This is a genomic window from Streptomyces sp. XY431 (assembly GCF_001279805.1).
Lineage (GTDB): Bacteria > Actinomycetota > Actinomycetes > Streptomycetales > Streptomycetaceae > Kitasatospora > Kitasatospora purpeofusca.
In genome coordinates, this window is the sequence record NZ_LGDO01000515.1 from 13,875 (window position 1) to 35,526 (window position 21,652).

A 21,652-nucleotide genomic window follows, 5' to 3' on the forward strand; every position below is an offset into this window, starting at 1 on the left:
GGGCGACACCCGGTCGCCAGCACACACATCGGACCAGGCTAACGCCTCGGCGTCGCTGGACCAAAACGGATTCGGGGCGGGCCCGCGGGCCCGCCCCGAATCCGAAGACTGTGGGACTAGTTCTTCTGGATCTGGTCGAAGGAGAGCTCGACCGGGGTCTCCCGGCCGAAGATCTCGACCAGGCCCTTGACCTTCTTCGAGTCGGGGTTGATCTCGTTGATGGTCGCCTGCAGGGTCGCGAACGGGCCGTCGGTGACGGTGACCGAGTCGCCGACCTCGAAGTCGAGGACCTGGATCTCGCTGGGCTTGACCGGCGAGGGCTTGCCGGCCTCCTTGGCCGCCTGGCGCTCGACGTCGGGGGCGAGCATCTTGACGACCTCGTCCAGGGTCAGCGGGTACGGGTCGTAGGCGTTGCCGACGAAGCCGGTGACACCGGGGGTGTTGCGCACGACGCCCCAGGACTCCGGGGTGAGGTCCATGCGCACCAGGACGTAGCCGGGGAGCTTGTTCTGGCGGATGGTCTTGCGGTCGCCGTTCTTGATCTGGACGACCTCCTCCTGCGGCACCTCGGCCTGGAAGATGTACTCCTCGACGTTGAGGGAGACCGCGCGCTGCTCCAGGTTCTGCTTCACCCGGTTCTCGTAGCCGGCGTAGGTGTGGATCACGTACCACTCGCCCGGCATGAACCGGAGGTCCTCGCGGAACTTGGCGACCGGGTCGACCTCGACGGCCTCCTCCTCGGCGGCCTCCTCGGTGTCCTCGGCGGCGGCCTCGTCCTCGGCGTCCTCGGCATCCTCGTCCTCGACGAGCTCCTCCTCGGTCTCCACGTGCAGCGCGACGTCCTCGGCCGGCTCGCCGGCCTCCGCCTCGTCGAACGCCTCGACCTCGTCCTCGTCGGAGTCGACCGCGTCCACGATCTGCTGCTCGTCGGACTCGACGGCGTCAGCCAGCTCGGCCGCGTCCTCGGCGGCGACATCCGCCTCGAGGACGGTCTCGTCGGCGTCGTACAGGGGGGACTCAGACACGGTGGCTGCTTCTTTCCTGGAGATGGTGAAGGTGGCACGCTCCGCGACGGTCCGGCTCCGCTCCGCTCACGCGGTCGCCGGAAGTTCGCCTCGAAGACTTCAACAGTACCGAGTCAACGGTAGCGGCCCCGTACCTCCGACGCAGACAGCTCGACCCGGGCCGAGGACCGGCCCGGGTCGGGAGGTTGTACGCACAGGTGGAACGGCTTGGTCAGCCGAAGATCCAGAGGGCGGCCTTGGAGAAGCCGTAGTCGAGGCCGGACACGAAGGCCATCACGACCACGACGAACACGACCACGACCGTGGTGTAGCTCACCAGCTGGTTGCGGGTCGGCCAGACGACCTTGCGCAGCTCGGCGATGATCTGTCGGTAGAAGAGGGCGAGACGGGCGAAGACGCCCTTCTTGGCCCGCTTGCCGGACTTCTTCTCGCCAGAGCGCTTGCGGCGCGAATCACCCTCCGCAGGGGTGGTGTCGGCAGCGCCGTCGGCCCCCTCGGGGTTGCCGCTCTCAGGCGTTGCGGTGGAGCCCGTGGTCTCCGTCACTCGTCCTCACCTGAATCCGGGTCCTGCCGAGCGTCGACTGCGTACCCGAAGAGGCACGAGCGGCCGGCTAGCGGTGCTGATCGGCGCCCTCTCCGCATCAAGCCCGCTCGCTCTGTGGAGCGAACGGGCTGATGACGGATCGAGCAGCAGGGCAAGAGGGACTTGAACCCCCAACCGCCGGTTTTGGAGACCGGTGCTCTACCAATTGAGCTATTGCCCTACGGAACCTCGCGGCCCCAGTAGTGACGACCAACCTACCGTATCTTCCACCGATGTCCGCACAGTTTCTGCGCGGCGGTGGAGGCTCCGGTTCGTTCGGTGGCCGTCGATCAGTGAGTGTACGGGGTCGAAGGGCGTTTGGTCGAACCTCTTCTTTTCGGGCCGTCACCGGGGCCGACCCGGCCGCCATGCGGACGCTCCCGTACATATCGTGAAACCGCCATGCCCGGGCGGTGTGCGGTCTGCGACCATGCAGGCATGAGCGCTTCCACCCCGCAGCCCGACCGTTCCGTCCGCCCCGCCGACCGCCGCGTCTCCGCCCGGATCGGCGCGATCGCGGAGTCCGCCACCCTCGCCGTGGACGCCAAGGCCAAGGCCCTCAAGGCGGCCGGCCGGCCCGTCATCGGCTTCGGCGCCGGTGAGCCGGACTTCCCCACCCCGGACTACATCGTCGAGGCGGCCGTCGAGGCCTGCCGCGACCCGAGGAACCACCGCTACACCCCGGCCGGCGGCCTGCCGGAGCTCAAGGAGGCGATCGCGGCCAAGACCCTGCGCGACTCCGGCTACGCGGTGGACGCCTCCCAGGTGCTGGTGACCAACGGCGGCAAGCAGGCGATCTACGAGGCGTTCGCGGCGATCCTCGACCCGGGCGACGAGGTCATCGTCCCGGCGCCGTACTGGACCACCTACCCGGAGTCGATCCAGCTGGCCGGCGGTGTGCCGGTGGAGGTCGTGACCGACGAGACCACCGGTTACAAGGTCTCGGTCGAGCAGCTGGAGGCCGCCCGCACCGAGAACACCAAGGTGGTGCTCTTCGTCTCGCCGTCCAACCCGACCGGCGCGGTGTACACCCGGGCCGAGGCCGAGGCGATCGGCCGCTGGGCCGTGGAGCACGGGCTGTGGGTGCTCACCGACGAGATCTACGAGCACCTGGTCTACGGCGACGCGGAGTTCGTCTCGCTGCCGGCCCTGCTGCCGGAGCTGGCCGACAAGACCGTCGTGGTCAACGGTGTCGCCAAGACCTACGCGATGACCGGCTGGCGGGTGGGCTGGGTGATCGGCCCCAAGGACGTGATCAAGGCCGCGACCAACCTGCAGTCGCACGCCACCTCGAACGTCTCCAACGTGGCCCAGCGCGCCGCCCTGGCCGCCGTCGCCGGCGACCTCTCCGCGGTCCACGAGATGCGCACCGCCTTCGACCGGCGCCGCCGCACCATCGTCCGGATGCTCAACGAGATCGACGGCGTGGTCTGCCCCGAGCCCGAGGGCGCCTTCTACGTGTACCCGTCCGTCAAGGCCCTGCTGGGCAAGGAGATCCGCGGGCAGCGGCCGCAGACCTCCGCCGAGCTGGCCTCGCTGATCCTGGACGAGGTCGAGGTCGCGGTCGTCCCCGGCGAGGCCTTCGGCACCCCCGGCTACCTGCGGCTCTCCTACGCCCTGGGCGACGCCGACCTCGCCGAGGGTGTCGGCCGGCTCCAGAAGCTGCTGGCCGAGGCCCGCTGAACCCTCCCCGCCCGGGGCCCGCTCGCGGTGCCCTCGAAGCGTGACGTCAACACCGCTTGACCGGACCGCCCTCTTTTCACCCCTTCGGGGGCCGGGAAGAGGGCGGTTCCCGTAGGGGGCCCCGATACGGCAGGATTCGTGAATGGAACGCCTGCTGAACCCGCGAGACGTCAGGGACCTTCCGAAGGCCCACCTGCACCTGCACTTCACCGGCTCGATGCGCCCGGCCACCCTGCTCGAACTGGCCGAGAAGCACCGGGTCCGGCTGCCGGAGGCGCTCAGCTCCGGTGGAACGCCCCGGCTGCGGGCCACCGACGAACGCGGCTGGTTCCGGTTCCAGCGCCTCTACGACACCGCCCGCTCGGTCCTCCGCGACGAGGAGGACATCCGCCGGCTGGTCCTGGAGACCGCCGAGGACGAGCGGCGGGACGGCTCCCGCTGGCTGGAGATCCAGGTCGACCCGACCTCCTACGCGCCCCGGCTGGGCGGACTGATCCCGGCCCTGGAGCTGATCCTGGACGCGGTGGAGCAGGCCGCCGCCGCCACCGGGGTCGGCATCAGGGTCCTGGTCGCGGCCAACCGGATGAAGTCCCCGATGGACGCCAGGACGCTGGCCCGGCTCGCCGTCCGCTACACCGACCGGGGCGTGGTGGGCTTCGGCCTCTCCAACGACGAGCGCCGCGGCCTGGCCCGCGACTTCGACCGGGCCTTCGACATCGCCCGCCGGGGCGGGCTGCTGGCCGCCCCGCACGGCGGCGAGCTGGCCGGCCCGGAGTCCGTCCGGGACTGCCTGGACGACCTCGGCGCCGGCCGGATCGGCCACGGCGTACGGGCCGCCGAGGACGAGCGGCTGATGCAGCGGCTGGCCGACCGTCAGGTGACCTGCGAGGTCTGCCCGTCCTCGAACGTCTCGCTGGGCGTCTACGAGCGCCCGGAGGACGTCCCGCTGCGCCGGCTGTTCGACGCCGGGGTGCCGCTGGCGCTCGGCGCCGACGACCCGCTGCTGTTCGGCGCCAGGCTCGCCGACCAGTACGACCTGGCCCGCGACGTGCTGGGCTTCTCCGACCCCGAGCTGGCCGAACTGGCCCGGCAGTCGGTGCGCGGCTCGGTCGCGCCGGACAGCGTGCGGAAGGAGTTGCTGGCGGACATCGACACCTGGCTGACGGCCTGAGGGCCGGGCAGCGGGCAGCGGGCAGCGGGCAGCGGGCAGCGGGCAGCGGGCAGCGGGAGCCGGGCGGCTCAGAGGCTGACGCCGACCATCACCGGCTCGTTCACCAGCTCCACCCCGAAGGCCGCCCGCACCCCGTCCCGGATCTCCCGGGCCAGCGCGAGGAGGTCCTCGGTGGTGGCCGCGCCGCGGTTGGTGAGCGCCAGGGTGTGCTTGGTGGAGAGGGTCGCCGGACCGCTCCCGTAGCCCTTGCCGAAGCCGGCCCGGTCGATCAGCCAGGCGGCCGAGGTCTTGGTGTGCCCGTCCGGCGCCGGGTAGGCGGGGGCGGTCAGCTCGCGCTCGGCGGCCAGCGCCAGGAAGTCCGCGTACTGCTCGGGGCCCAGCACCGGGTTGGTGAAGAAGGAGCCCGCAGACCAGGTGTCGTGGTCCGCCGGGTCCAGCACCATGCCCTTGCCGGCCCGCAGCCCGAGCACGGCCGCGTACGCCGCCGCCAGGTCGACCCGCTCGTCCTGGGCCACCCCGAAGTGCTTGGCGACCTCGGCGTAGCGGACCGGGGTGGAGCGCCCGGCGGCGTCCTCCAGTCCGAAGCGGACCCGCAGCACCACATGGCGCTCGGGGTCCGCCTTGAAGCGGCTGTGCCGGTAGGAGAACGCGCACTCGGCGTTGGAGAGGGTGACCACCCGGTCGGCCCGGCGGTCGTAGGCGACCACCTCGGTGATCGTCTGGGCGACCTCCTGGCCGTAGGCGCCGACGTTCTGCACCGGGGTGGCACCGGCCGAGCCGGGGATGCCGGCCAGGAACTCGATCCCGGACAGTCCGGCGTCGACCGCGCGGGCCACCGCGTCGGCCCAGACCTCGCCGGCCGCCAGCTCCAGGACGGTTCCGTCCAGGGTGAAGCCGGTGGTGGCGATCCGCAGCACCGTGCCGGCGAAGCCGGCGTCGCCGATCACCAGGTTGGAGCCGCCGCCGAGCACCAGCAGCGGCTCCCCCGCCGCGTCCGCGGCGCGCACGGCGGCGACCACCTCGTCATCGGTGTGCGCGGTCACCAGGCGGCGGGCCGGGCCGCCGAGCCGCAGGGTGGTCAGCGGGGCGAGGGGGGCGTCGAGTTCTTCCAGCACGCCCCCAGGGTACGGGGAGCCCGCCCCCGCCCGACCCGGGGCGGGGCCGGAGCGGGCGGGGTGCCCCGAGGTGCGCGGCGGCGCGAAGGCGCGGCGGGCTCAGACGAGCCGGACGACCGCCTTGGCCATGCCGAGCACCTTCTGACCCTGGTAGGTCGCCAGCAGGTCGACCTGGACCCGGCGGTCGTCGAGCAGCTTGGCCACCTTGCCGGTGACCTCGACCACCGAGCCGGTGCCGTCGTTGGGCACCGGCACCGGACGGACGAACCGGACGCCGTACTCGACCACCGCGGCCGGGTCGCCGACCCAGTCGGTCACCACCCGGACGGCCTCGGCCATGGTGAACATGCCGTGCGCGATGACGTCGGGCAGGCCGACCTCCAGCGCGACCTTCTCGTTCCAGTGGATCGGGTTGAAGTCGCCGGAGGCGCCCGCGTACTGCACCAGCGCGGCCCGGGTCACCGGGAAGGACTGCGCCGGCAGCTCGGTGCCGACCTCGACCTCGTCGTATCCGATCGCCATCGGGCTCACTCCCCCGCCTTCTCGTCGGCGGCCCGGGCCACCAGGGTCATGACCGACGTCACCACGTGCTCGCCGGTCTCGTCCGCGACCTCGCCACGCACGGTGAGCACGTCGTTGCCGGCCAGCGACTTGATGTTGTCGACGGTGACCGAGACGGTCAGCCGGTCACCGGCCCGCACCGGGCGGGTGTAGCTGAACTTCTGGTCGCCGTGCACGACCCGGCTGTAGTCGAGACCCAGCTCCGGATCCTGGACCACCTGGCCGGAGGCCCGCATGGTGAGCACGATCGGGAAGGTCGGCGGCGCGATCACGTCCGGGTGGCCGAGCGCCTTGGCGGCCTCCGGGTCGAGGTACACGGGATTGGCGTCACCCACGGCGACGGCGAACTCGCGGATCTTCTCCCGACCGACCTCGTAGGGCTCGGTGGGCGGATAGGTCCGCCCGATGAAGGAAGGGTCGAGTGCCATCGGCAGCTCCTAGGAAACGCGGCGGACAGTCGGTTCTTACACAAAAGACTCCGGGCCGCACCCCCCAATGAGGGATGCGGCCCGGAGTCGTGGACCTTGTCACACAGGCCCGTTGCCCTACGAGAGGGTCAGCGGGTCTCGCGGTGCGCGGTGTGCGAGTTGCAGCGGGGGCAGTGCTTCTTCATCTCAAGACGGTCCGGGTCGTTACGCCGGTTCTTCTTGGTGATGTAGTTCCGCTCCTTGCACTCCACGCAGGCCAGCGTGATCTTCGGGCGGACATCGGTGGCAGCCACGGGAGTGCCTTCCTTGAAAGAATAAGAACACAGACAAGAGTAGCCGACCGGGAGTGTGATCCCCCGACCGACTACGCGGGGTAGCGGTGACCGGACTTGAACCGGTGACACAGCGATTATGAGCCGCTTGCTCTACCAACTGAGCTACACCGCCACAGTGATCCGGAGCACAGCCGAAGCCGACTCCTTCTCACCAGAGCCCCCATGCGGAATCGAACCGCAGACCTTCTCCTTACCATGGAGACGCTCTACCGACTGAGCTATAGGGGCGAACGAGGAAGAGATTACACGTTCCGCGCCCAGAGGTGAAATCCGTATCCCGCGGCGAAGTCCGCAGGTCGGCGAGGCGCACGGGCGAGCGATCGAAGGCCCGGCGTTCGACCGGCCCCCCGGGGGCGCGCCCAAGCCGATACGACTATTGCCCGCCTCCCGGCGCCCCGGGTCCGCCCGCCGTAGGCTCGTCGCTCATTGACCCGAGCAGGAACCGGACGCCAGAAGGAGCCGGGCGATGGACAGCGCAGCCGCCGACGGACCGCACCCCGGACCCGGACCGGCCGCCAACCCGCTCGGGCACGGGCCCGTCCTGCTGCTCACCGGGGCCAGGCTGGCGGACGGCCGGGTGGTGGACGTACGGATCAGCGGCGACCGGATCCAGGCCGTCGGCACCGCGGGCGGCCTCGGCCCCCTGCCGGCCGTGCCCGGCGGTCCCACCGTCACCACCGGGGCCAGGATCGACCTGCGCGGCTATCTGCTGCTGCCGGCCCCGGCCGAGGCGCACGCGCACTACGACGTCGCCTTCTCCGCCGCCCTGCCCACCCCGCCGCCGGAAACCCCCGCCGAGCTCACCCGGCGGGTCACCGAGGCCGCCCTGACCTCGCTCGGCTACGGCGCGACCGCCCAGCGCACCCACGTCCGGATCGGCGACGTGCACGGGCTGCGCCGGCTGGAGGCGGTCCTCACCTCCCAGCAGGCGCTGCGCGGCCTCGCCGACCTCCAGGCCGTCGCGATGCCCCGGCTGCTCACCGGCCGGGCCGGGGCGGACGGCCGGGCCCAGCTGCGGGAGGCGCTCAAGCTGGGCGCCACCGCCGCCGGCGGCTGCCCCGAGCTGGACCCGGACCCGGCCGGCTACGTCCAACTGCTGCTGGAGGCCGCCCGGGAGGCGGACTGTCCGGTGGACCTGCACACCACGGCCGCCGATCCGGTGCAGCTGGCCCGGCTGGCCGGGGCGCTCGCCCCGCTGCGGCCCCGGGTGGTGGTCGGTCCCTGCGGGTCGCTCGCGCCGGGCGCCGCGACGGTGCTGGCCAACAGCGGGGTCCGGGTGGTCTGCCTGCCGCAGAACGGCGGCTGTTCGGGGCTGGAGGGCCTGGCGGGCGGGCTGCAGCCGGCGCCGCTGCGGGACCTGCTGAGGGCCCGGGTGCCACTGGCGGCCGGCAGCGGCTCGCTGCGCGACGGCGCCAACCCGGTCGGGCGGGCGGACCCGCTGGAGGCCGCGTACCTGCTGGCGGCGGCCGGGGTGCTGGACCCCGACGCGGCGTACGACGCGGTCTCCAACCAGGCGCGGCTGGCGATCGGGCTGCCGCCGGTGCGGGTGGACGCCGGATTCCCGGCGGAGCTGCTGGCGGTGCGCGGGGACAGCCTGTCCGGGGCGCTGGCGGGCGGGCACAGCCGGCTGGTGGTGCACAGCGGTCGGGTCGTCAGCCGGACCAGCGCGGTACGGGAGTTCGCCGACACGGTGGCCCTGGCGCTGCCCCGGCAGTCGGACGGCACGGACGGGGGCTGAACCCGGACCGGGGCTGGACCCGGCCGGACCGCGCCGGGCGGCACCGCACAGTGCCGGGACGCGGCCGGGCCGGACGGGCGTCCGCCGGACGGGTGATCGGGGCGCGCGATGCCGGCACCGCGCGCCCCTCCCCCACCCGGGTGGCCGCCGGAGCGGCGAAGCGGCCCCAGGCATCCCCCACGGAGCGGGGCCGCTTCCTCACCACCGACGCTATGCCCCCGGACGGCCGACCCGGACGCTCTTGACGCCCTGTTGGCGCCGGGGCGGCCGCTCCTGACGGGCCGTTGACACGTCCGGCGGTCCGGGGCTCGTTCAGGGCTCGTAGCGGTAGCCGATCCCCGGCTCGGTGATCAGATGGCGCGGCCGGGCGGGGTCGCGCTCCAGCTTCCGCCGCAGGCCGGCCAGGTAGACCCGCAGGTAGTTGCCCCGTTCCTCGTGGGCCGGGCCCCAGACCTCGCGCAGGATCCGCCGGCCGGGCACCAGCCGGCCGGGGTGGGCCAGCAGCAGGGACAGGATCCGCCACTCGGTCGGGGTGAGCCGCACCGGGCCGTCCGGCCCGGTCACGGTGGTGGCGGCGAGGTCCACGGTGTGGTCGCCGATCACCGGCGCGGGCGCCGCGGGACCGACGGTGACCGGCGGGCGGCGCAGCACGGCGCGCAGCCGGGCCAGCAGTTCGTCCATCAGGAACGGCTTGGTGAGGTAGTCGTCGGCGCCGGCGTCCAGCGCGCCGATCCGGTCGGCGGCGTCGGCCCGGCCGGAGAGCACGATGATCGGCACCGCGCTGCGGCTGCGCAGGCCGCGGATGACGTCCATGCCGTCGAGGTCGGGCAGGCCGAGGTCGAGCAGGACGGCGTCGGGGGAGGTCCTGGCGGCGCGGGCCAGGGCCTCGCCGCCGGTGGCGGCGGTGCGGACGGCGTACTGCCGGGCGCCGAGGTTGATCCGCAGGGTGCGCAGCAGCGCCGGCTCGTCGTCGACGACGAGGATCTCGCTCATACGGGGGCCTCCCCGGGGTGCTGGGCGGGCATGGGACCGGCGGGTACCGGATCGGCGGGCACCAGATCGGCGGGCAGGGGCCGGGCCGGGGCGGCCGGCAGGGTGAGCAGCATGGTGGTGCCGCCGCCGGGGGTGTCCTCGACCTCCAGGCTGCCGTCCATGGCTTCGGCGAGGCCGCGGGAGAGGGCGAGGCCGAGGCCGACACCGGTGGTGTTGTCGGTGTCGCCGAGGCGCTGGAACGGCAGGAACACCCGGTCGCGGTCCTCGGGGGCGATGCCGGGGCCGCGGTCGATCACCCGCAGTTCGACCCGTCCGGCGTGGTGGCTGGCGGCGACCAGGACCGGCGCGCCGGGGGCGTTGTGGCGCAGGGCGTTGGTGATGACGTTGGCGAGGACGCGCTCCAGCAGCGGCGGGTCGGCGAGCACCGGCGGGACGGTCTCCAGGTCGAGCGGCTGGACGGGCGCGTACGGGTCGGCGAGCGAGTCGAGGGCGCGGGGCAGGATCTCGTCGAGGTGGGTCTCGGCGAGGTGGAGGGTGAGCGCGCCGGCCTGGAGGCGGCTCATGTCGAGCAGGTTGTCCACCAGACGGGTGAGTTTGACCAGGGACTCGTCGGCGGTGGCGAGGAGTTCGGCCTGGTCCTCGGGGGAGAACTCGACGTCCGGGCTGCGCAGCGAGCCGACCGAGGCGAGGGCGGCGGCGAGCGGGGTGCGCAGGTCGTGGCTGACGGCGGCGAGCAGGGCGGTGCGCATCCGGTCGGCGGCCTTGATCGGTTCGACCTCGGCGGCGACGACGGCGAGGCGGTCGCGTTCCAGGGCGGCGGCGACGTGGGCGGCGAAGGCGGTGAGGACGCGCTGGTCGGCGGCGGGCAGCCGACGGCCGGTGAGGACCAGGACGGCGTCGGCGCCGACGGGGACCTCGGTGGTGACGAGGGTGCGGTCCGGGGCGGCGCCGCCGTTGTCGGCCCGGTCGCCGTCGGCGGCGTCCTTCACCTCGGCGGCGGTGTCGCAGGAGGCGAGCACCTCGCCGCCGGTGCGGCCCAGCAGGGCCACCGAGCTCATGCCGAAGGCGGTGCGGGACTTCTCCAGCAGCGCGGGCAGGGCGTCGGCGCCGCGCAGGACGCTGCCGGCCAGGGTGGAGAGGGTCTCGGCCTCGGCGGTGGCGCGGGCGGCGCGGGCGGTGAGGCGGGTCGCGTGGTCGACCACGGTGGAGACGGTCAGCGCGACGGCCGCGAAGACCACCAGGGCGATGATGTTGTTGGTCTCGCCGATGGTGAAGGCGTGGACGGGCGGGATGAAGAAGTAGTTGAGCAGCACCGAGGCGACCAGCGAGGCCAGCAGGGCCGAGGTGGCGCCGCCGAGCAGGGCGACCACGACGACGCCGAGCTGGAAGATCAGCGCATCGGTGGTGAGGTTGACGGTGTCGTGGAACTGGGACAGGACCAGGGTCAGCAGCGAGGGCACGATCGGGCCGGCCAGGAAGCCGGCCACGGTGCGGCGCCGGGAGTGGCGGCGGCCGAGCGCGGGCAGCCGGCCCCGGCCGGTGAACTCGTGGGTGACCATGTGGACGTCGATGTCCTCGGAGGCGTCCACCGTGGTCTCGCCGATGCCGGGGCCGGTGAGGAAGCGGGCGGTCCGGCCGCGGCGGCTGGTGCCGAGGACGAGCTGGGTGGCGTCGTGGGCGCGGGCGAAGGCGAGCAGCGAGGTGGGGATGTCGTCGCCGACGACCACGTGGTAGCTGCCGCCGAGGCTCTCGACGAGCTGCCGCTGCTGGGCGAGGGCGCCGGAGGAGGCGCCGGCCAGGCCGTCGCTGCGGGTGACGTGGACGGCGAGCAGGTCGCCGCCCGCCGTCCGGTCCGCGATGCGGGCGGCGCGTCTGACCAGGGTCTCGCCCTCGGGGCCGCCGGTGAGGGCGACCACGACCCGTTCGCGGGTCTCCCAGACCCGGTCGATGTTGTGGCTGGCCCGGTAGTCGCGCAGGCCCTCGTCGACCCGCCCGGCCACCCAGAGCAGGGCGAGCTCGCGCAGGGCGGTGAGGTTGCCGACCCGGAAGTAGTTCGAGAGCGCGGCGTCCACCTTCTCCGCCTTGTAGACGTTGCCGTGGGCCATCCGGCGGCGCAGCGCCTGGGGGGCCATGTCGACGAGTTCGATCTGGTCGGCCCGGCGCACCACCTCGTCCGGGACGGTCTCGCGCTGCGGGATGCCGGTGATCTTCTGGACGACGTCGTTCAACGACTCCAGGTGCTGGATGTTGACCGTGGTGATGACGTCGATCCCGGCGTCCAGCAGCTCGTCGACGTCCTGCCAGCGCTTGCCGTGCCGCCCGCCGGGAATGTTGGTGTGCGCCAGTTCGTCCACGAGGACAACCGTGGGCTTCCGCCGCAGCACCCCGTCGAGGTCCATCTCCTCGAAGTCGGTGTCCCGGTAGGCGCGGTGGACGCCCGGCACGACCTCCAGGCCGTCGAGCATCGCCTCGGTGTGGCGGCGCCCGTGGCACTCGATCCAGCCGACGACGACGTCCGCGCCCCGGTCCTGTCTGCGCCGGGCCTCGTCCAGCATCCGGTAGGTCTTGCCGACACCGGGAGCGGAACCGAGGTACACCCTCAGCCGGCCGCGTCGGTGGCCGGTGCCGGGGGTGAGGTCGCGGGCCATGGGCGCTGCTCTTTCGTCTTCTGCGTCGTACGGGGGACGGGTCGTACGGGGGACGGACGGCGGGCCGGTCCGGCCCGGGGCGCTCGCCCCGGACCGGACCGGCCCGTCTCAGCTCTTCGGCCGATCTGTCGTCACTTCTGTTCCACCAGGGCCTGGTTGAGCAGGACCACATTGACACCCGGCTGCCCGAGGAAGCCGAGCGGGCGGCCGTCGGTGTTCTGGTCGACCAGCTTGCGGACGGTGTCCACCGGCAGGTTGCGGGCCTTGGCGACCCGCTCGACCTGCTCCTGGGCGTAGGCGGCGGAGATGTGCGGGTCCAGGCCGGAGCCGGAGGCGGTGAGGGCGTCCACCGGGACGCTCGCCGGGTCGACGCCGTCGAACGCGGCGACGGCCTGGCGGCGGTCCTCGATGTTCTTGGCGAGGTCCTCGCTGTTGGGGCCCAGGTTGGAGGCGCCGGAGGCCTTGGGGTCGTAGGCGCCCGGGCGGGGCTGGAACCACTGCGGGTCGGGGCGGGGGGCCTCGTCCGGGTCGTCCGGGTTCTGCTTGGGGAGGTTGAAGTTCTGGCCCAGCAGGCCGGAGCCGGCCTCCTTGCCGTCGACCTTGACGATCGAGCCGTTCGCCTTGTCCGCGAAGGCCAGTTGGGAGATGCCGGTGACCAGCAGCGGATAGGCGATGCCGAGGAGCACCGTCAGGACCAGCAGGGCGCGCAGCGCGGTGAAGTGCGTGCGCACGGCGGTGGGCAGGGGCTTGGACATGATGCGTTTCTCCTCTCTCAGCTCAGGCCGGGGACGAACTGGACGACCAGGTCGATCAGCTTGATGCCGACGAACGGGACGACCAGGCCGCCGAGGCCGTAGACCCCGATGTTGCGACGCAGCAGCGAACTGGCGTCGGAGGGGCGGTACTTCACCCCGCGCAGGGCCAGCGGGATCAGGCCGACGATGACCAGGGCGTTGAAGATGATCGCCGAGGTGATCGCGGACTGGGGGCTGTGCAGCTGCATGATGTTGAGCTTGTCCAGGCCCGGGTAGACCGCCGCGAACATCGCCGGGATGATCGCGAAGTACTTGGCGACGTCGTTGGCGATGGAGAACGTGGTCAGCGCGCCGCGGGTGATCAGGAGCTGCTTGCCGATCTCGACGATCTCGATCAGCTTGGTCGGGTTGGAGTCCAGGTCGACCATGTTGCCGGCCTCCTTGGCCGCCATGGTCCCGGTGTTCATCGCGACACCGACGTCGGCCTGGGCGAGGGCGGGGGCGTCGTTGGTGCCGTCGCCCGTCATCGCGACCAGCTTGCCGCCGGCCTGCTCCTTCTTGATCAGGGCCATCTTGTCCTCGGGGGTGGCCTCGGCGAGGAAGTCGTCCACGCCCGCCTCCTCCGCGATCGCCCGGGCGGTCAGCGGGTTGTCGCCGGTGATCATGACGGTCCTGATGCCCATCCGGCGCAGCTCGTCGAAGCGCTCCCGCATGCCCTCCTTCACCACGTCCTTGAGGTGGATCACCCCGAGGATCCGGGCCGGCGCGTCACCGGTCCTGGTGGCGACGACCAGCGGGGTGCCACCGGCGGCGGAGATGCCGTCGACCAGGGCGGAGACCTCGTCGGAGACGGCGCCGCCGTTGGCGGTGACCCAGTTGGCGACGGCCGCGGCCGCGCCCTTGCGGACCTGGTGCAGTCCCTCGTCCTCGTCGAGGTCGACACCGGACATCCGGGTCTGCGCGGTGAACGGCACCCAGGTGGCGTGCGTCAGCTCGCCCTGGGCGCGGGCCCGCAGACCGTACCCGGTCTTGGCGAGGACGACGATCGAGCGGCCCTCCGGCGTCTCGTCGGCCAGCGAGGAGAGCTGGGCGGCGTCGGCGAGCTCCTCGACGGGGACGCCGCTGACCGGCTGGAACTCGGCGGCCTGGCGGTTGCCGAGGGTGATGGTGCCGGTCTTGTCGAGCAGCAGGGTGTTGACGTCGCCCGCCGCCTCGACGGCGCGGCCCGACATCGCCAGCACATTGCGCTGGACGAGGCGGTCCATGCCGGCGATGCCGATCGCCGAGAGCAGCGCGCCGATGGTGGTCGGGATCAGCGCCACGATCAGCGCGACCAGCACGATCATCGACTGCGGGGCACCGGCGTAGGTGGCCATCGGCTGCAGGGTGACGACCGCCACCAGGAAGACGATGGTCAGCGAGGCCAGCAGGATGTTGAGCGCGATCTCGTTCGGCGTCTTCTGCCGGGCGGCGCCCTCGACCAGGGCGATCATCCGGTCGATGAAGGACTTGCCGGGCTCCGAGGCGATCTTCACCACGATCCGGTCCGACAGCACCTTGGTGCCACCGGTCACGGCCGAGCGGTCGCCGCCCGACTCCCGGATCACCGGCGCGGACTCGCCCGTGATCGCCGACTCGTCGACGGAGGCCACGCCCTCGACGACGTCGCCGTCACCGGGGATGATCTGGCCGGCCTCGACCACCACGTGGTCACCGAGCTGCAGCGCGGTACCGGCGACCTCCTCCTCGGCCCGCGAGCGCGGCCAGTCGGTGAGGCGGCGGGCCATGGTGTCGGTCTTGGTCCGGCGCAGGGTGTCCGCCTGCGCCTTGCCCCGGCCCTCGGCGACGGCCTCGGCGAGGTTGGCGAAGACCGTGGTCAGCCAGAGCCACACCGTGATCGACCAGGCGAACACGCTGGGGTCGGCTATCGCGGCGACCGTGGTGACGACCGAGCCGACCTCGACCACGAACATCACCGGGTTCTTGACCATCACCCGGGGGTCGAGCTTCTTCACCGCGTCCGGCAGGGACGCGACGATCAGCTTGGGGTCCAGCAGGCCGCCGGACACTCTGTGCGGCGCCTCGGCGGACGCCGTCTCCGGCTGCGGGGCCGGCTGCTCGGCCCGCTCGGATTCTTCGGTCATGGTGGACGACATCAGGAGAGACCTTCCGCGATCGGCCCGAGAGCCAGGGCCGGGAAGTAGGTGAGGCCGACGACGATCAGGACGACGCCCGACAGCAGGCCCACGAACAGCGGCTTGTGGGTGGGCAGGGTGCCCGGGGTGGCGGGGACCGGCTGCTGCTGGGCGAGCGCGCCGGCCAGGGCCAGGACGAAGACCATCGGCAGGAACCGGCCGAACACCATCGCCAGGCCGATCGCGGTGTCGTACCAGTCGGTGTTCACCGTGATGCCGGCGAACGCCGAACCGTTGTTGTTGGCGCCCGAGGTGAAGGCGTACAGCACCTCGGAGAAGCCGTGGGCGCCCGAGTTCAGCATCCCGGCCCGCTGGCCCGGCAGCGCCATCGCGACACCCGTGCCGACCAGCACCAGGGTCGGCGTGGTCAGGATGTAGAGGGAGGCGAACTTCATCTCCCGGCCGCCGAGCTTCTTGCCCAGGTACTCGGGGGTGCGGCCGACCATCAGACCGGCCACGAACACCGCGACGATCGCCAGCACCAGCATCCCGTACAGGCCCGAGCCCACACCGCCGGGCGCGATCTCGCCCAGCATCATGTTGAACATCGTCAGCCCGCCGCCGAACGCGGTGTACGAGTCGTGGAAGGAGTTCACCGCACCGGTCGAGGTCAGCGTCGTCGAGGCCGCGAACAGGCTGGACGCCGCGATGCCGAACCGCTGCTCCTTGCCCTCCATCGCCCCGCCGGCCGACTGCAGCGCGGTGCCCGCGTGGTGCGACTCGGCCAGGGTCATCAGCGCCACCGAGGCGACCCAGAACAGGCCCATCACCGAGACGATCGCGTAGCCCTGGCGGTTGTCGCCGACCATCCGGCCGAAGGCCCGCGGCAGCGCGAACGGGATCACCAGGATGAGGAAGATCTCCAGGAAGTTGCTCAGCCCGGTCGGGTTCTCGAACGGGTGCGCCGAGTTGGCGTTGTAGAAGCCGCCGCCGTTGGTGCCCAGCAGCTTGATGACCTCCTGCGAGGCCACCGCCCCGCCCGGGACCGACTGCGGGTCGCCCGCCAGCGTGGCCACCTCGTGGAAGCCGTGGAAGTTCTGCACCACGCCCGTGGCCACCAGGGCCAGCGCGAACACGATCGAGATCGGCAGCAGCAGCCGGACGCTGATCCGGGTGAGGTCCACCCAGAAGTTGCCCAGCCGGTCGGTGCGGTTGCGGGTGAAGCCCCGGATCAGGGTGGCGACCACCGCGATGCCGACGGCCGCGGAGACGAAGTTCTGCACCGCCAGGCCGGCCATCTGGGCCAGGTGCCCCATCGCGGCCTCGCCGCTGTAGGACTGCCAGTTGGTGTTGGCCACGAAGGAGATCGCGGTGTTCCACGCCTGGTGGCCGGGCATCTGGTCGACGCCCAGGCCCAGCGGCAGCCACTGCTGCACCCGGATCAGGGTGTAGAGGAAGAGGACGGACACCGCCGAGAAGGCCAGCACCGAACGCAGGTAGACCGGCCAGCGCTGGTCGGCGTCGGCGTCCACGCCGATCACCTTGTACAGGGCCTTCTCGGCTCTGAGGTGCCTGGAGGTGGTGAGGGTGTGGGCGATGTAGTCGCCCAGGGGGCGGTAGCACAGGGCCAGCGCGCCCACCAGGGCGAGGACCTGCAGCCAGCCCGCGAGAGTCGAACTCATGTCAGAACTTCTCCGGGTAGATCAGCGCGAGGATGAGGTAGCCGACGAGGGCCACGGCCACGATGAGACCTGCGACGTTCTCAGCGCTCACAGCTTCTCCACCCCCCGCGCGATCAGGGCGATGACGCCGAACACGGCGACCGTGACGACGACGTAGATGAGATCGGACATGGACTCCACCACGGTGGTTCGGAGGTGGCCGCGGCCCGCGTTCGTGTGCCGGCACGGCTCCGGCGGAGAGGCCGGCAAGGCCCAGCCAATCGCGCTCACGGAGCGTCAACGGCGTTCTTGACGCCCTCCATACGGCGCCCGTTCGATTGTTGACGGGCTCCATACGGGGGCTTGTCCGGGCTGTGACCGGGTGCGTTGACCAGGTACGTGACCAGGTGCGTGACCGGGTGCGTGACCGGGTGCGTGACCGGGTGCGGCAAGGCCCCGGACAGCGGGTGCTGTCCGGGGCCTGCGGTCTGCGGTCCGGCGTACGCCGTCCGCCGTGCCTACGCGTGCTCGGGGGCCTGGAGCTTCTCCCGCTCCCGCCGCACCGCCGGCTCACCGCGCCGGACCGCGCCCGGGGCGCGCCCCGAGGGCCGGTTCGCCCGGTTGGAGGAGGTCAGCTGCCACGGCACGCTGATCACCATCACCCCCGGGGTGAACAGCAGCCGGCTCTTCAGCCAGAGCGCCGACTGGTTGTGCAGCAGGTGCTCCCACCAGTGCCCGACCACGTACTCCGGGATGAACACCGCCACCGCGTCCCGCGGGCTGGTCCGCCGGTAGTCCCGCACGTACTGGACCACCGGCTTGGTGATCTCCCGGTACGGCGAGTCCAGCACCTTGAGCGGCACCGGCAGGGCCAGTTCGTCCCAGCGGCGCTCCAGTTCCCCGGTGGCGTCGGGCTCGACCGCGACCGTGAGCGCCTCCAGCGAGTCCGGCGCGAACGCCTGCGCGTAGCCGATCGCCCGCAGGGTGGGCTTGTGCACCTTGGAGACCAGGACGATGCCGTGCACCCGGGACGGCCGCACCGACTCGGCCTCCGGGTCGTCCACCGCCAGTTCCTCGGCGACGCCGTCGTAGTGCCGCCGGATGCCGCGCATCATCACCCACAGCACCGCCGCCGCGACCACGGCCAGCCAGGCGCCCTGGGTGAACTTGGTCAGCAGCACGATGACCAGCACCAGCGCGGTGGTGACCGCGCCGAAGAAGTTGATCACCCGGGAGCGCTGGGCGGCGCCCCGCACCGCCGGGTCGGTCTCGGTGGCCAGGGCCCGGTTCCAGTGCTTCACCATGCCGATCTGCGACAGCGTGAAGGAGGTGAAGACGCCCAGGATGTAGAGGTGGATCAGGCTGGTGACGTCGGCGTCGTACAGCCAGAGGAGGCCGCCGGCCACCACCGCGAGCGCGATGATGCCGTTGGAGAAGGCCAGCCGGTCGCCGCGGGTGTGCATCTGCCGGGGCAGGTAGCGGTGCTCGGCCAGGATCGAGGCCAGCAGCGGGAAGCCGTTGAACGCCGTGTTGGCCGCCAGGATCAGCACCAGCGCGGTGACCGCCTGGATGAAGTAGAAGAGGACACTGCCGTCCCCGCCGAGGATCGCCGCCGCCAGCTGGGCGATCACGGTCTGCTGCGGCGCGGTCGCGCAGTCCCCGGGGAAGCCGGTGAGGTGGCAGGCGTTGTCGGCGATGTGGACCTTGGAGATCAGCGCCAGCGCGGTGATGCCGATGAACATCACCACCGCCGTGGTGCCCATCACGGCCATGGTCGCGGCGGCGTTCCTCGACTTCGGCGCCCGGAACGCCGGCACGCCGTTGGAGATCGCCTCCACCCCGGTCAGCGCCGTGCAGCCGGAGGCGAAGGCGCGCAGGCCCAGCATCAGCAGCCCCAGTCCGGCCAGGGTGTCCTTGCCGTCCTCCGGCACGATCCCGTACGCGGCGCTGGCCGCCACCGGGGCGTCCCCGAGCGCCACCCGGACCAGCCCGGTGACCACCATCAGCAGGATGCCGCCGATGAACAGGTAGGTCGGCGCGGCGAAGGCCTTGCCGGACTCCCGGACACCGCGCAGGTTCACCGCCATCAGCAGGACGACGAAGCCGACCGCCAGCTCCACCCGGTGGTCCGCCAGCGAGGGCAGCGCGGAGATGATGTTGTCCACGCCGGAGGCCACCGAGACGGCGACCGTCATCACGTAGTCGACCAGCAGCGAGGCCGCCACCACCAGGCCCGAGTTGGCGCCCAGGTTGCGCGACACCACCTCGTAGGAGCCGCCTCCGCTGGGGTAGGCGTGCACGACCTGGCGGTAGGACATCACCACGACCGCCATCAGCGCGACCACACCGGCCGCGACCCACGGGGTCAGGTTGAGGAAGGCGGCGCCACCGACGGTGAGCACCAGCAGGATCTCCTGGGTCGCGTAGGCGACCGAGGAGAGCGGGTCGGAGGCGAAGATCGGCAGGGCCAGCCGCTTGGGGAGCAGCGTCTCGCCGAGCTCCTCGCTGCGCATGGCCCGGCCGATCACTAGGCGCTTGAGCGCCTGGGGCAGGTTGAACACATGGGCGAGCGTAAGGGCGCACACCGGGCGCGCAATGGGCCGTCGTGGCGTGCGCGGGACGCCCGGCACGCCCGAGCGGCGGGATGTTTCCGCAGGTCGGAGCCGCTATGGGCGGGGCGTGCCGGGCGCGGTGGAGGCGTTTCGGGGGCTGCCGGAGGGGCCGTTAAGACATCGTCAAGATATGACGATCGGCTCTCTTACATCCGGGCATAAGCCATTAATCCCCCCGCACGCCTGGACCCTCGTCACATCCGCGTCCGGAGCTACATCCGCATCCGGAGCCGGCAGACCACCGCGTCGGTGTGCCGGCGCAGGGCCCGGTCGATGACGGCGCCGCGGCGGTTCTGCAGCGCGCGCTGCCAGAAACGGGACGGCTCGACCTCGGGGATGAGGACGGTGAGGCGGTCGTAGGCGTGCTCGGTGGCGAGCTCGTTGACGAAGGCCGCGATCGGCTGCCCCAGCCGGCGGTGGCCGTCCGGGATCTCCACCAGCGGGACGCCCGGGGCCCACAGCTCCCAGTCCCGGCGCAGCGTCTCGGTCTCGGCGGGGTCGTGGACGACGGTGACGGCCATGACCTCGTCGCCGAGGGAGAGCGCGGCGGAGAGGCCGTCGCGGGTGAGGCGGGTGATCGCGGTGACCGGGACGACGACCAGGCTGCGCTGCGGGGTGAGCGGGCCGGGGACGCGGCCGAGTTCCAGGCGCTCGCCGATCCGGGCGTAGCTGCGGTGGACGGCCTCGAAGAGCAGCACCAGCAGGGGCAGGGCCAGGCAGATGCCCCAGGCGCCCTCGGTGAACTTGGTGCCGGTGACGACCAGGGCGGCGGTGCCGGTGAGCAGCGCGCCGAAGCCGTTGAGGGCGGCCTTGGCCCGCCAGTGGGACGGCTTCTCCTGCACCCAGTGGCGGACCATGCCGACCTGGCAGACGGTGAAGCCGACGAAGACGCCGATCGCGAAGAGCGGGACCAGGCTGTTGACGTCGCCGCCGGAGGCGAGCAGCAGCACGGCCGAGACGGCGGCCAGGAACAGCACGCCGTGGCGGTGCACCTGGCGGTCGGCGCGCAGGGCGAAGACGTGCGGCAGGTGGTTGTCGCGGGCCAGCAGGTGGAGCAGGACGGGCAGACCGCCGAAGGAGGTGTTGGCGGCCAGGCCGAGCAGGACGACGGTGGCGAACTGGACGACGTAGAAGCCGGCGCCGTGACCGAGCGAGGCGTCGGCGAGCTGGGCGAGCACGGTGACACCCTCGACCGGCTGGAGGTGGAAGCGGCCGATCAGTACCGCCAGTCCGATCAGCATCACACCGAGCAGCGCGCCGAGCGCGACCTCGGTGCGCTGGGCGCGCTTCACGCCCGGCGTGCGGAAGGACGGGACGGCGTTCGCCACCGCCTCCACGCCGGTGAGCGCCGAGCAGCCGGCCGCGAAGGCCTTGAGCAGCAGCAGCGCGCCGACCGTCGTGGCGTTCTCCGTCAGCACCGAGGCGTGCCCGGTGGCGGCCTCGGTGCTCGCGGGCGCGTCCCGGAACAGGCCGACCACGACGATCGCCAGGATCGACAGCACGAAGACGGCCGTGGGCACCATGAACCAGCGGGCGGACTCGGCGATCCCGCGCAGGTTCACCGCCGTCACCAGCGCCAGCACGCCCAGGCACAGCCACACCCGGTCCTCGTACAGGCCAGGCACCGCGGAGGTCAGCGCCGCCACACCGGCCGTCACCGAGACCGCGACGTTCAGCACGTAGTCGATCACCAGGGAGGCCGCGGCCGTCAGCGCCGTCCGCCGGCCCAGGTGCGCCTTCGCCACCGCGTAGGAGCCGCCGCCGTCCGGGAACGCCGCGATCACCTGCCGGTAGGAGGCCACCAGCACCGCCAGCAGCACCGCGATCGCCGCCGTGACGGGCAGGGTGAACCCGAGCCCGTACGCCCCGGCCGCCGCGAGCACCAGCACGATCGACTCCGGCCCGTAGGCCACCGAGGCCATCGCGTCCAGGGAGAGCGCCGCCAGCCCGCCGGACACCGTCAGCCGGTGCCGCTCGTCACCGCCCCCGTCGGACGCCGCGGCGCCGGTATCCGGCGGCTCGGGCTCGGCGGCGAGGGCCGGGGAGAGGGGGCTGGACATCGGACGGGACCTCCGCAGTCGATCGGTTGTTCCGATCCTGCGGGCCGCGCCCCGGTGTCATCGCTGGTCCGTACGGGTTCCTGACGCTCCACGTCCCGCTCCTGACGTTTCCTTGACGGCCGCGGGGGCGGGTGCGAGGGGGGCTCAGG

17 protein-coding genes and 3 tRNA genes are annotated in these 21,652 nt (G+C 72.3%); 3 read left to right on the forward strand and 17 right to left on the reverse strand.

All coding sequences use genetic code 11. The annotated features are described in order from the left end of the window. Nucleotides 1-116 precede the first annotated feature (116 nt). The 3 genes from nusG to ADK60_RS38550 form a co-directional block, all read right to left on the reverse strand. The gene (nusG, locus tag ADK60_RS38540; protein WP_079009057.1) at nucleotides 117-1,025 is read right to left on the reverse strand and encodes a transcription termination/antitermination protein NusG; all 909 of its coding nucleotides are present in this window, start codon (nucleotides 1,023-1,025) and stop codon (nucleotides 117-119) included. 211 nt (nucleotides 1,026-1,236) lie between these two features. Further along, complete coding sequence (gene secE, locus ADK60_RS38545; protein WP_045939619.1) at nucleotides 1,237-1,569, reverse strand: preprotein translocase subunit SecE; 333 nt, start codon at nucleotides 1,567-1,569, stop codon at nucleotides 1,237-1,239. A 147-nt stretch (nucleotides 1,570-1,716) separates the two neighbouring features. Further along, nucleotides 1,717-1,789: transfer RNA gene (locus ADK60_RS38550), tRNA-Trp, on the reverse strand. Between the two features lie 257 nt (nucleotides 1,790-2,046). Here ADK60_RS38550 and ADK60_RS38555 point away from each other — a divergent pair. Together ADK60_RS38555 and ADK60_RS38560 are read left to right on the forward strand one after the other, a co-directional pair. Then, nucleotides 2,047-3,291, forward strand: coding sequence for a pyridoxal phosphate-dependent aminotransferase (locus ADK60_RS38555; RefSeq protein ID WP_045939620.1), 1,245 nt, complete (start codon nucleotides 2,047-2,049; stop codon nucleotides 3,289-3,291). A gap of 142 nt (nucleotides 3,292-3,433) precedes the next feature. Continuing rightward, the gene (locus ADK60_RS38560; protein WP_053651544.1) at nucleotides 3,434-4,462 is read left to right on the forward strand and encodes an adenosine deaminase; all 1,029 of its coding nucleotides are present in this window, start codon (nucleotides 3,434-3,436) and stop codon (nucleotides 4,460-4,462) included. Nucleotides 4,463-4,530: 68 nt separating this feature from the next. On the opposite strand, the gene ADK60_RS38565 is transcribed toward ADK60_RS38560, so the two are convergent. From ADK60_RS38565 to ADK60_RS38590, 6 genes are all read right to left on the reverse strand, one after another. Next, entirely contained in the window at nucleotides 4,531-5,577 is a 1,047-nt protein-coding gene (locus ADK60_RS38565; RefSeq protein WP_063783407.1) for a UDP-N-acetylmuramate dehydrogenase, read from the reverse strand. 99 nt (nucleotides 5,578-5,676) lie between these two features. Then, entirely contained in the window at nucleotides 5,677-6,099 is a 423-nt protein-coding gene (locus tag ADK60_RS38570) for a MaoC family dehydratase (protein WP_045939633.1), read from the reverse strand. 5 nt (nucleotides 6,100-6,104) lie between these two features. Beyond that, the gene (locus ADK60_RS38575) at nucleotides 6,105-6,566 is read right to left on the reverse strand and encodes a MaoC family dehydratase N-terminal domain-containing protein (RefSeq protein ID WP_045939623.1); all 462 of its coding nucleotides are present in this window, start codon (nucleotides 6,564-6,566) and stop codon (nucleotides 6,105-6,107) included. Between the two features lie 128 nt (nucleotides 6,567-6,694). Further along, the gene (gene rpmG / locus ADK60_RS38580) at nucleotides 6,695-6,859 is read right to left on the reverse strand and encodes a 50S ribosomal protein L33 (protein WP_006604855.1); all 165 of its coding nucleotides are present in this window, start codon (nucleotides 6,857-6,859) and stop codon (nucleotides 6,695-6,697) included. An 81-nt stretch (nucleotides 6,860-6,940) separates the two neighbouring features. After that, a tRNA-Met gene (locus tag ADK60_RS38585) sits at nucleotides 6,941-7,013 on the reverse strand. 43 nt (nucleotides 7,014-7,056) lie between these two features. Beyond that, a tRNA-Thr gene (locus tag ADK60_RS38590) sits at nucleotides 7,057-7,129 on the reverse strand. Between the two features lie 238 nt (nucleotides 7,130-7,367). Between ADK60_RS38590 and ADK60_RS38595 the strand changes: the two genes are divergently transcribed. After that, complete coding sequence (locus tag ADK60_RS38595; protein WP_053651546.1) at nucleotides 7,368-8,639, forward strand: amidohydrolase family protein; 1,272 nt, start codon at nucleotides 7,368-7,370, stop codon at nucleotides 8,637-8,639. A 312-nt stretch (nucleotides 8,640-8,951) separates the two neighbouring features. Here ADK60_RS38595 and ADK60_RS38600 read toward each other — a convergent pair whose 3' ends face one another. From ADK60_RS38600 to ADK60_RS38635, 8 genes are all read right to left on the reverse strand, one after another. Then, on the reverse strand, nucleotides 8,952-9,632 hold the full coding sequence (locus tag ADK60_RS38600) for a response regulator (protein ID WP_045939625.1): 681 nt from the start codon (nucleotides 9,630-9,632) through the stop codon (nucleotides 8,952-8,954). Then, entirely contained in the window at nucleotides 9,629-12,280 is a 2,652-nt protein-coding gene (locus ADK60_RS38605; RefSeq protein WP_053651548.1) for an ATP-binding protein, read from the reverse strand. Before ADK60_RS38605 ends, ADK60_RS38600 begins: the two co-directional genes overlap by 4 nt. 131 nt (nucleotides 12,281-12,411) lie before the next feature. Further along, nucleotides 12,412-13,035, reverse strand: a complete 624-nt coding sequence (kdpC, locus tag ADK60_RS38610; protein ID WP_053651550.1) for a potassium-transporting ATPase subunit KdpC — start codon at nucleotides 13,033-13,035, stop codon at nucleotides 12,412-12,414. A gap of 17 nt (nucleotides 13,036-13,052) precedes the next feature. Continuing rightward, nucleotides 13,053-15,191: a potassium-transporting ATPase subunit KdpB gene (gene kdpB, locus ADK60_RS38615; protein WP_234371466.1), complete on the reverse strand. Its 2,139-nt coding sequence runs from the start codon at nucleotides 15,189-15,191 to the stop codon at nucleotides 13,053-13,055. Continuing rightward, complete coding sequence (gene kdpA / locus ADK60_RS38620; RefSeq protein ID WP_045939628.1) at nucleotides 15,191-16,852, reverse strand: potassium-transporting ATPase subunit KdpA; 1,662 nt, start codon at nucleotides 16,850-16,852, stop codon at nucleotides 15,191-15,193. The genes kdpB and kdpA overlap by 1 nt, the downstream gene beginning before the upstream one ends. Before the next feature lies 1 nt (nucleotide 16,853). After that, the gene (gene kdpF / locus ADK60_RS44235) at nucleotides 16,854-16,943 is read right to left on the reverse strand and encodes a K(+)-transporting ATPase subunit F (protein ID WP_033352920.1); all 90 of its coding nucleotides are present in this window, start codon (nucleotides 16,941-16,943) and stop codon (nucleotides 16,854-16,856) included. 406 nt (nucleotides 16,944-17,349) lie between these two features. Continuing rightward, nucleotides 17,350-19,344 (reverse strand): APC family permease, encoded by a 1,995-nt coding sequence (locus ADK60_RS38630; protein WP_045939635.1) that lies wholly within the window; start codon nucleotides 19,342-19,344, stop codon nucleotides 17,350-17,352. Between the two features lie 311 nt (nucleotides 19,345-19,655). Then, complete coding sequence (locus ADK60_RS38635; RefSeq protein ID WP_053651554.1) at nucleotides 19,656-21,503, reverse strand: APC family permease; 1,848 nt, start codon at nucleotides 21,501-21,503, stop codon at nucleotides 19,656-19,658. Nucleotides 21,504-21,652 lie beyond the last annotated feature (149 nt).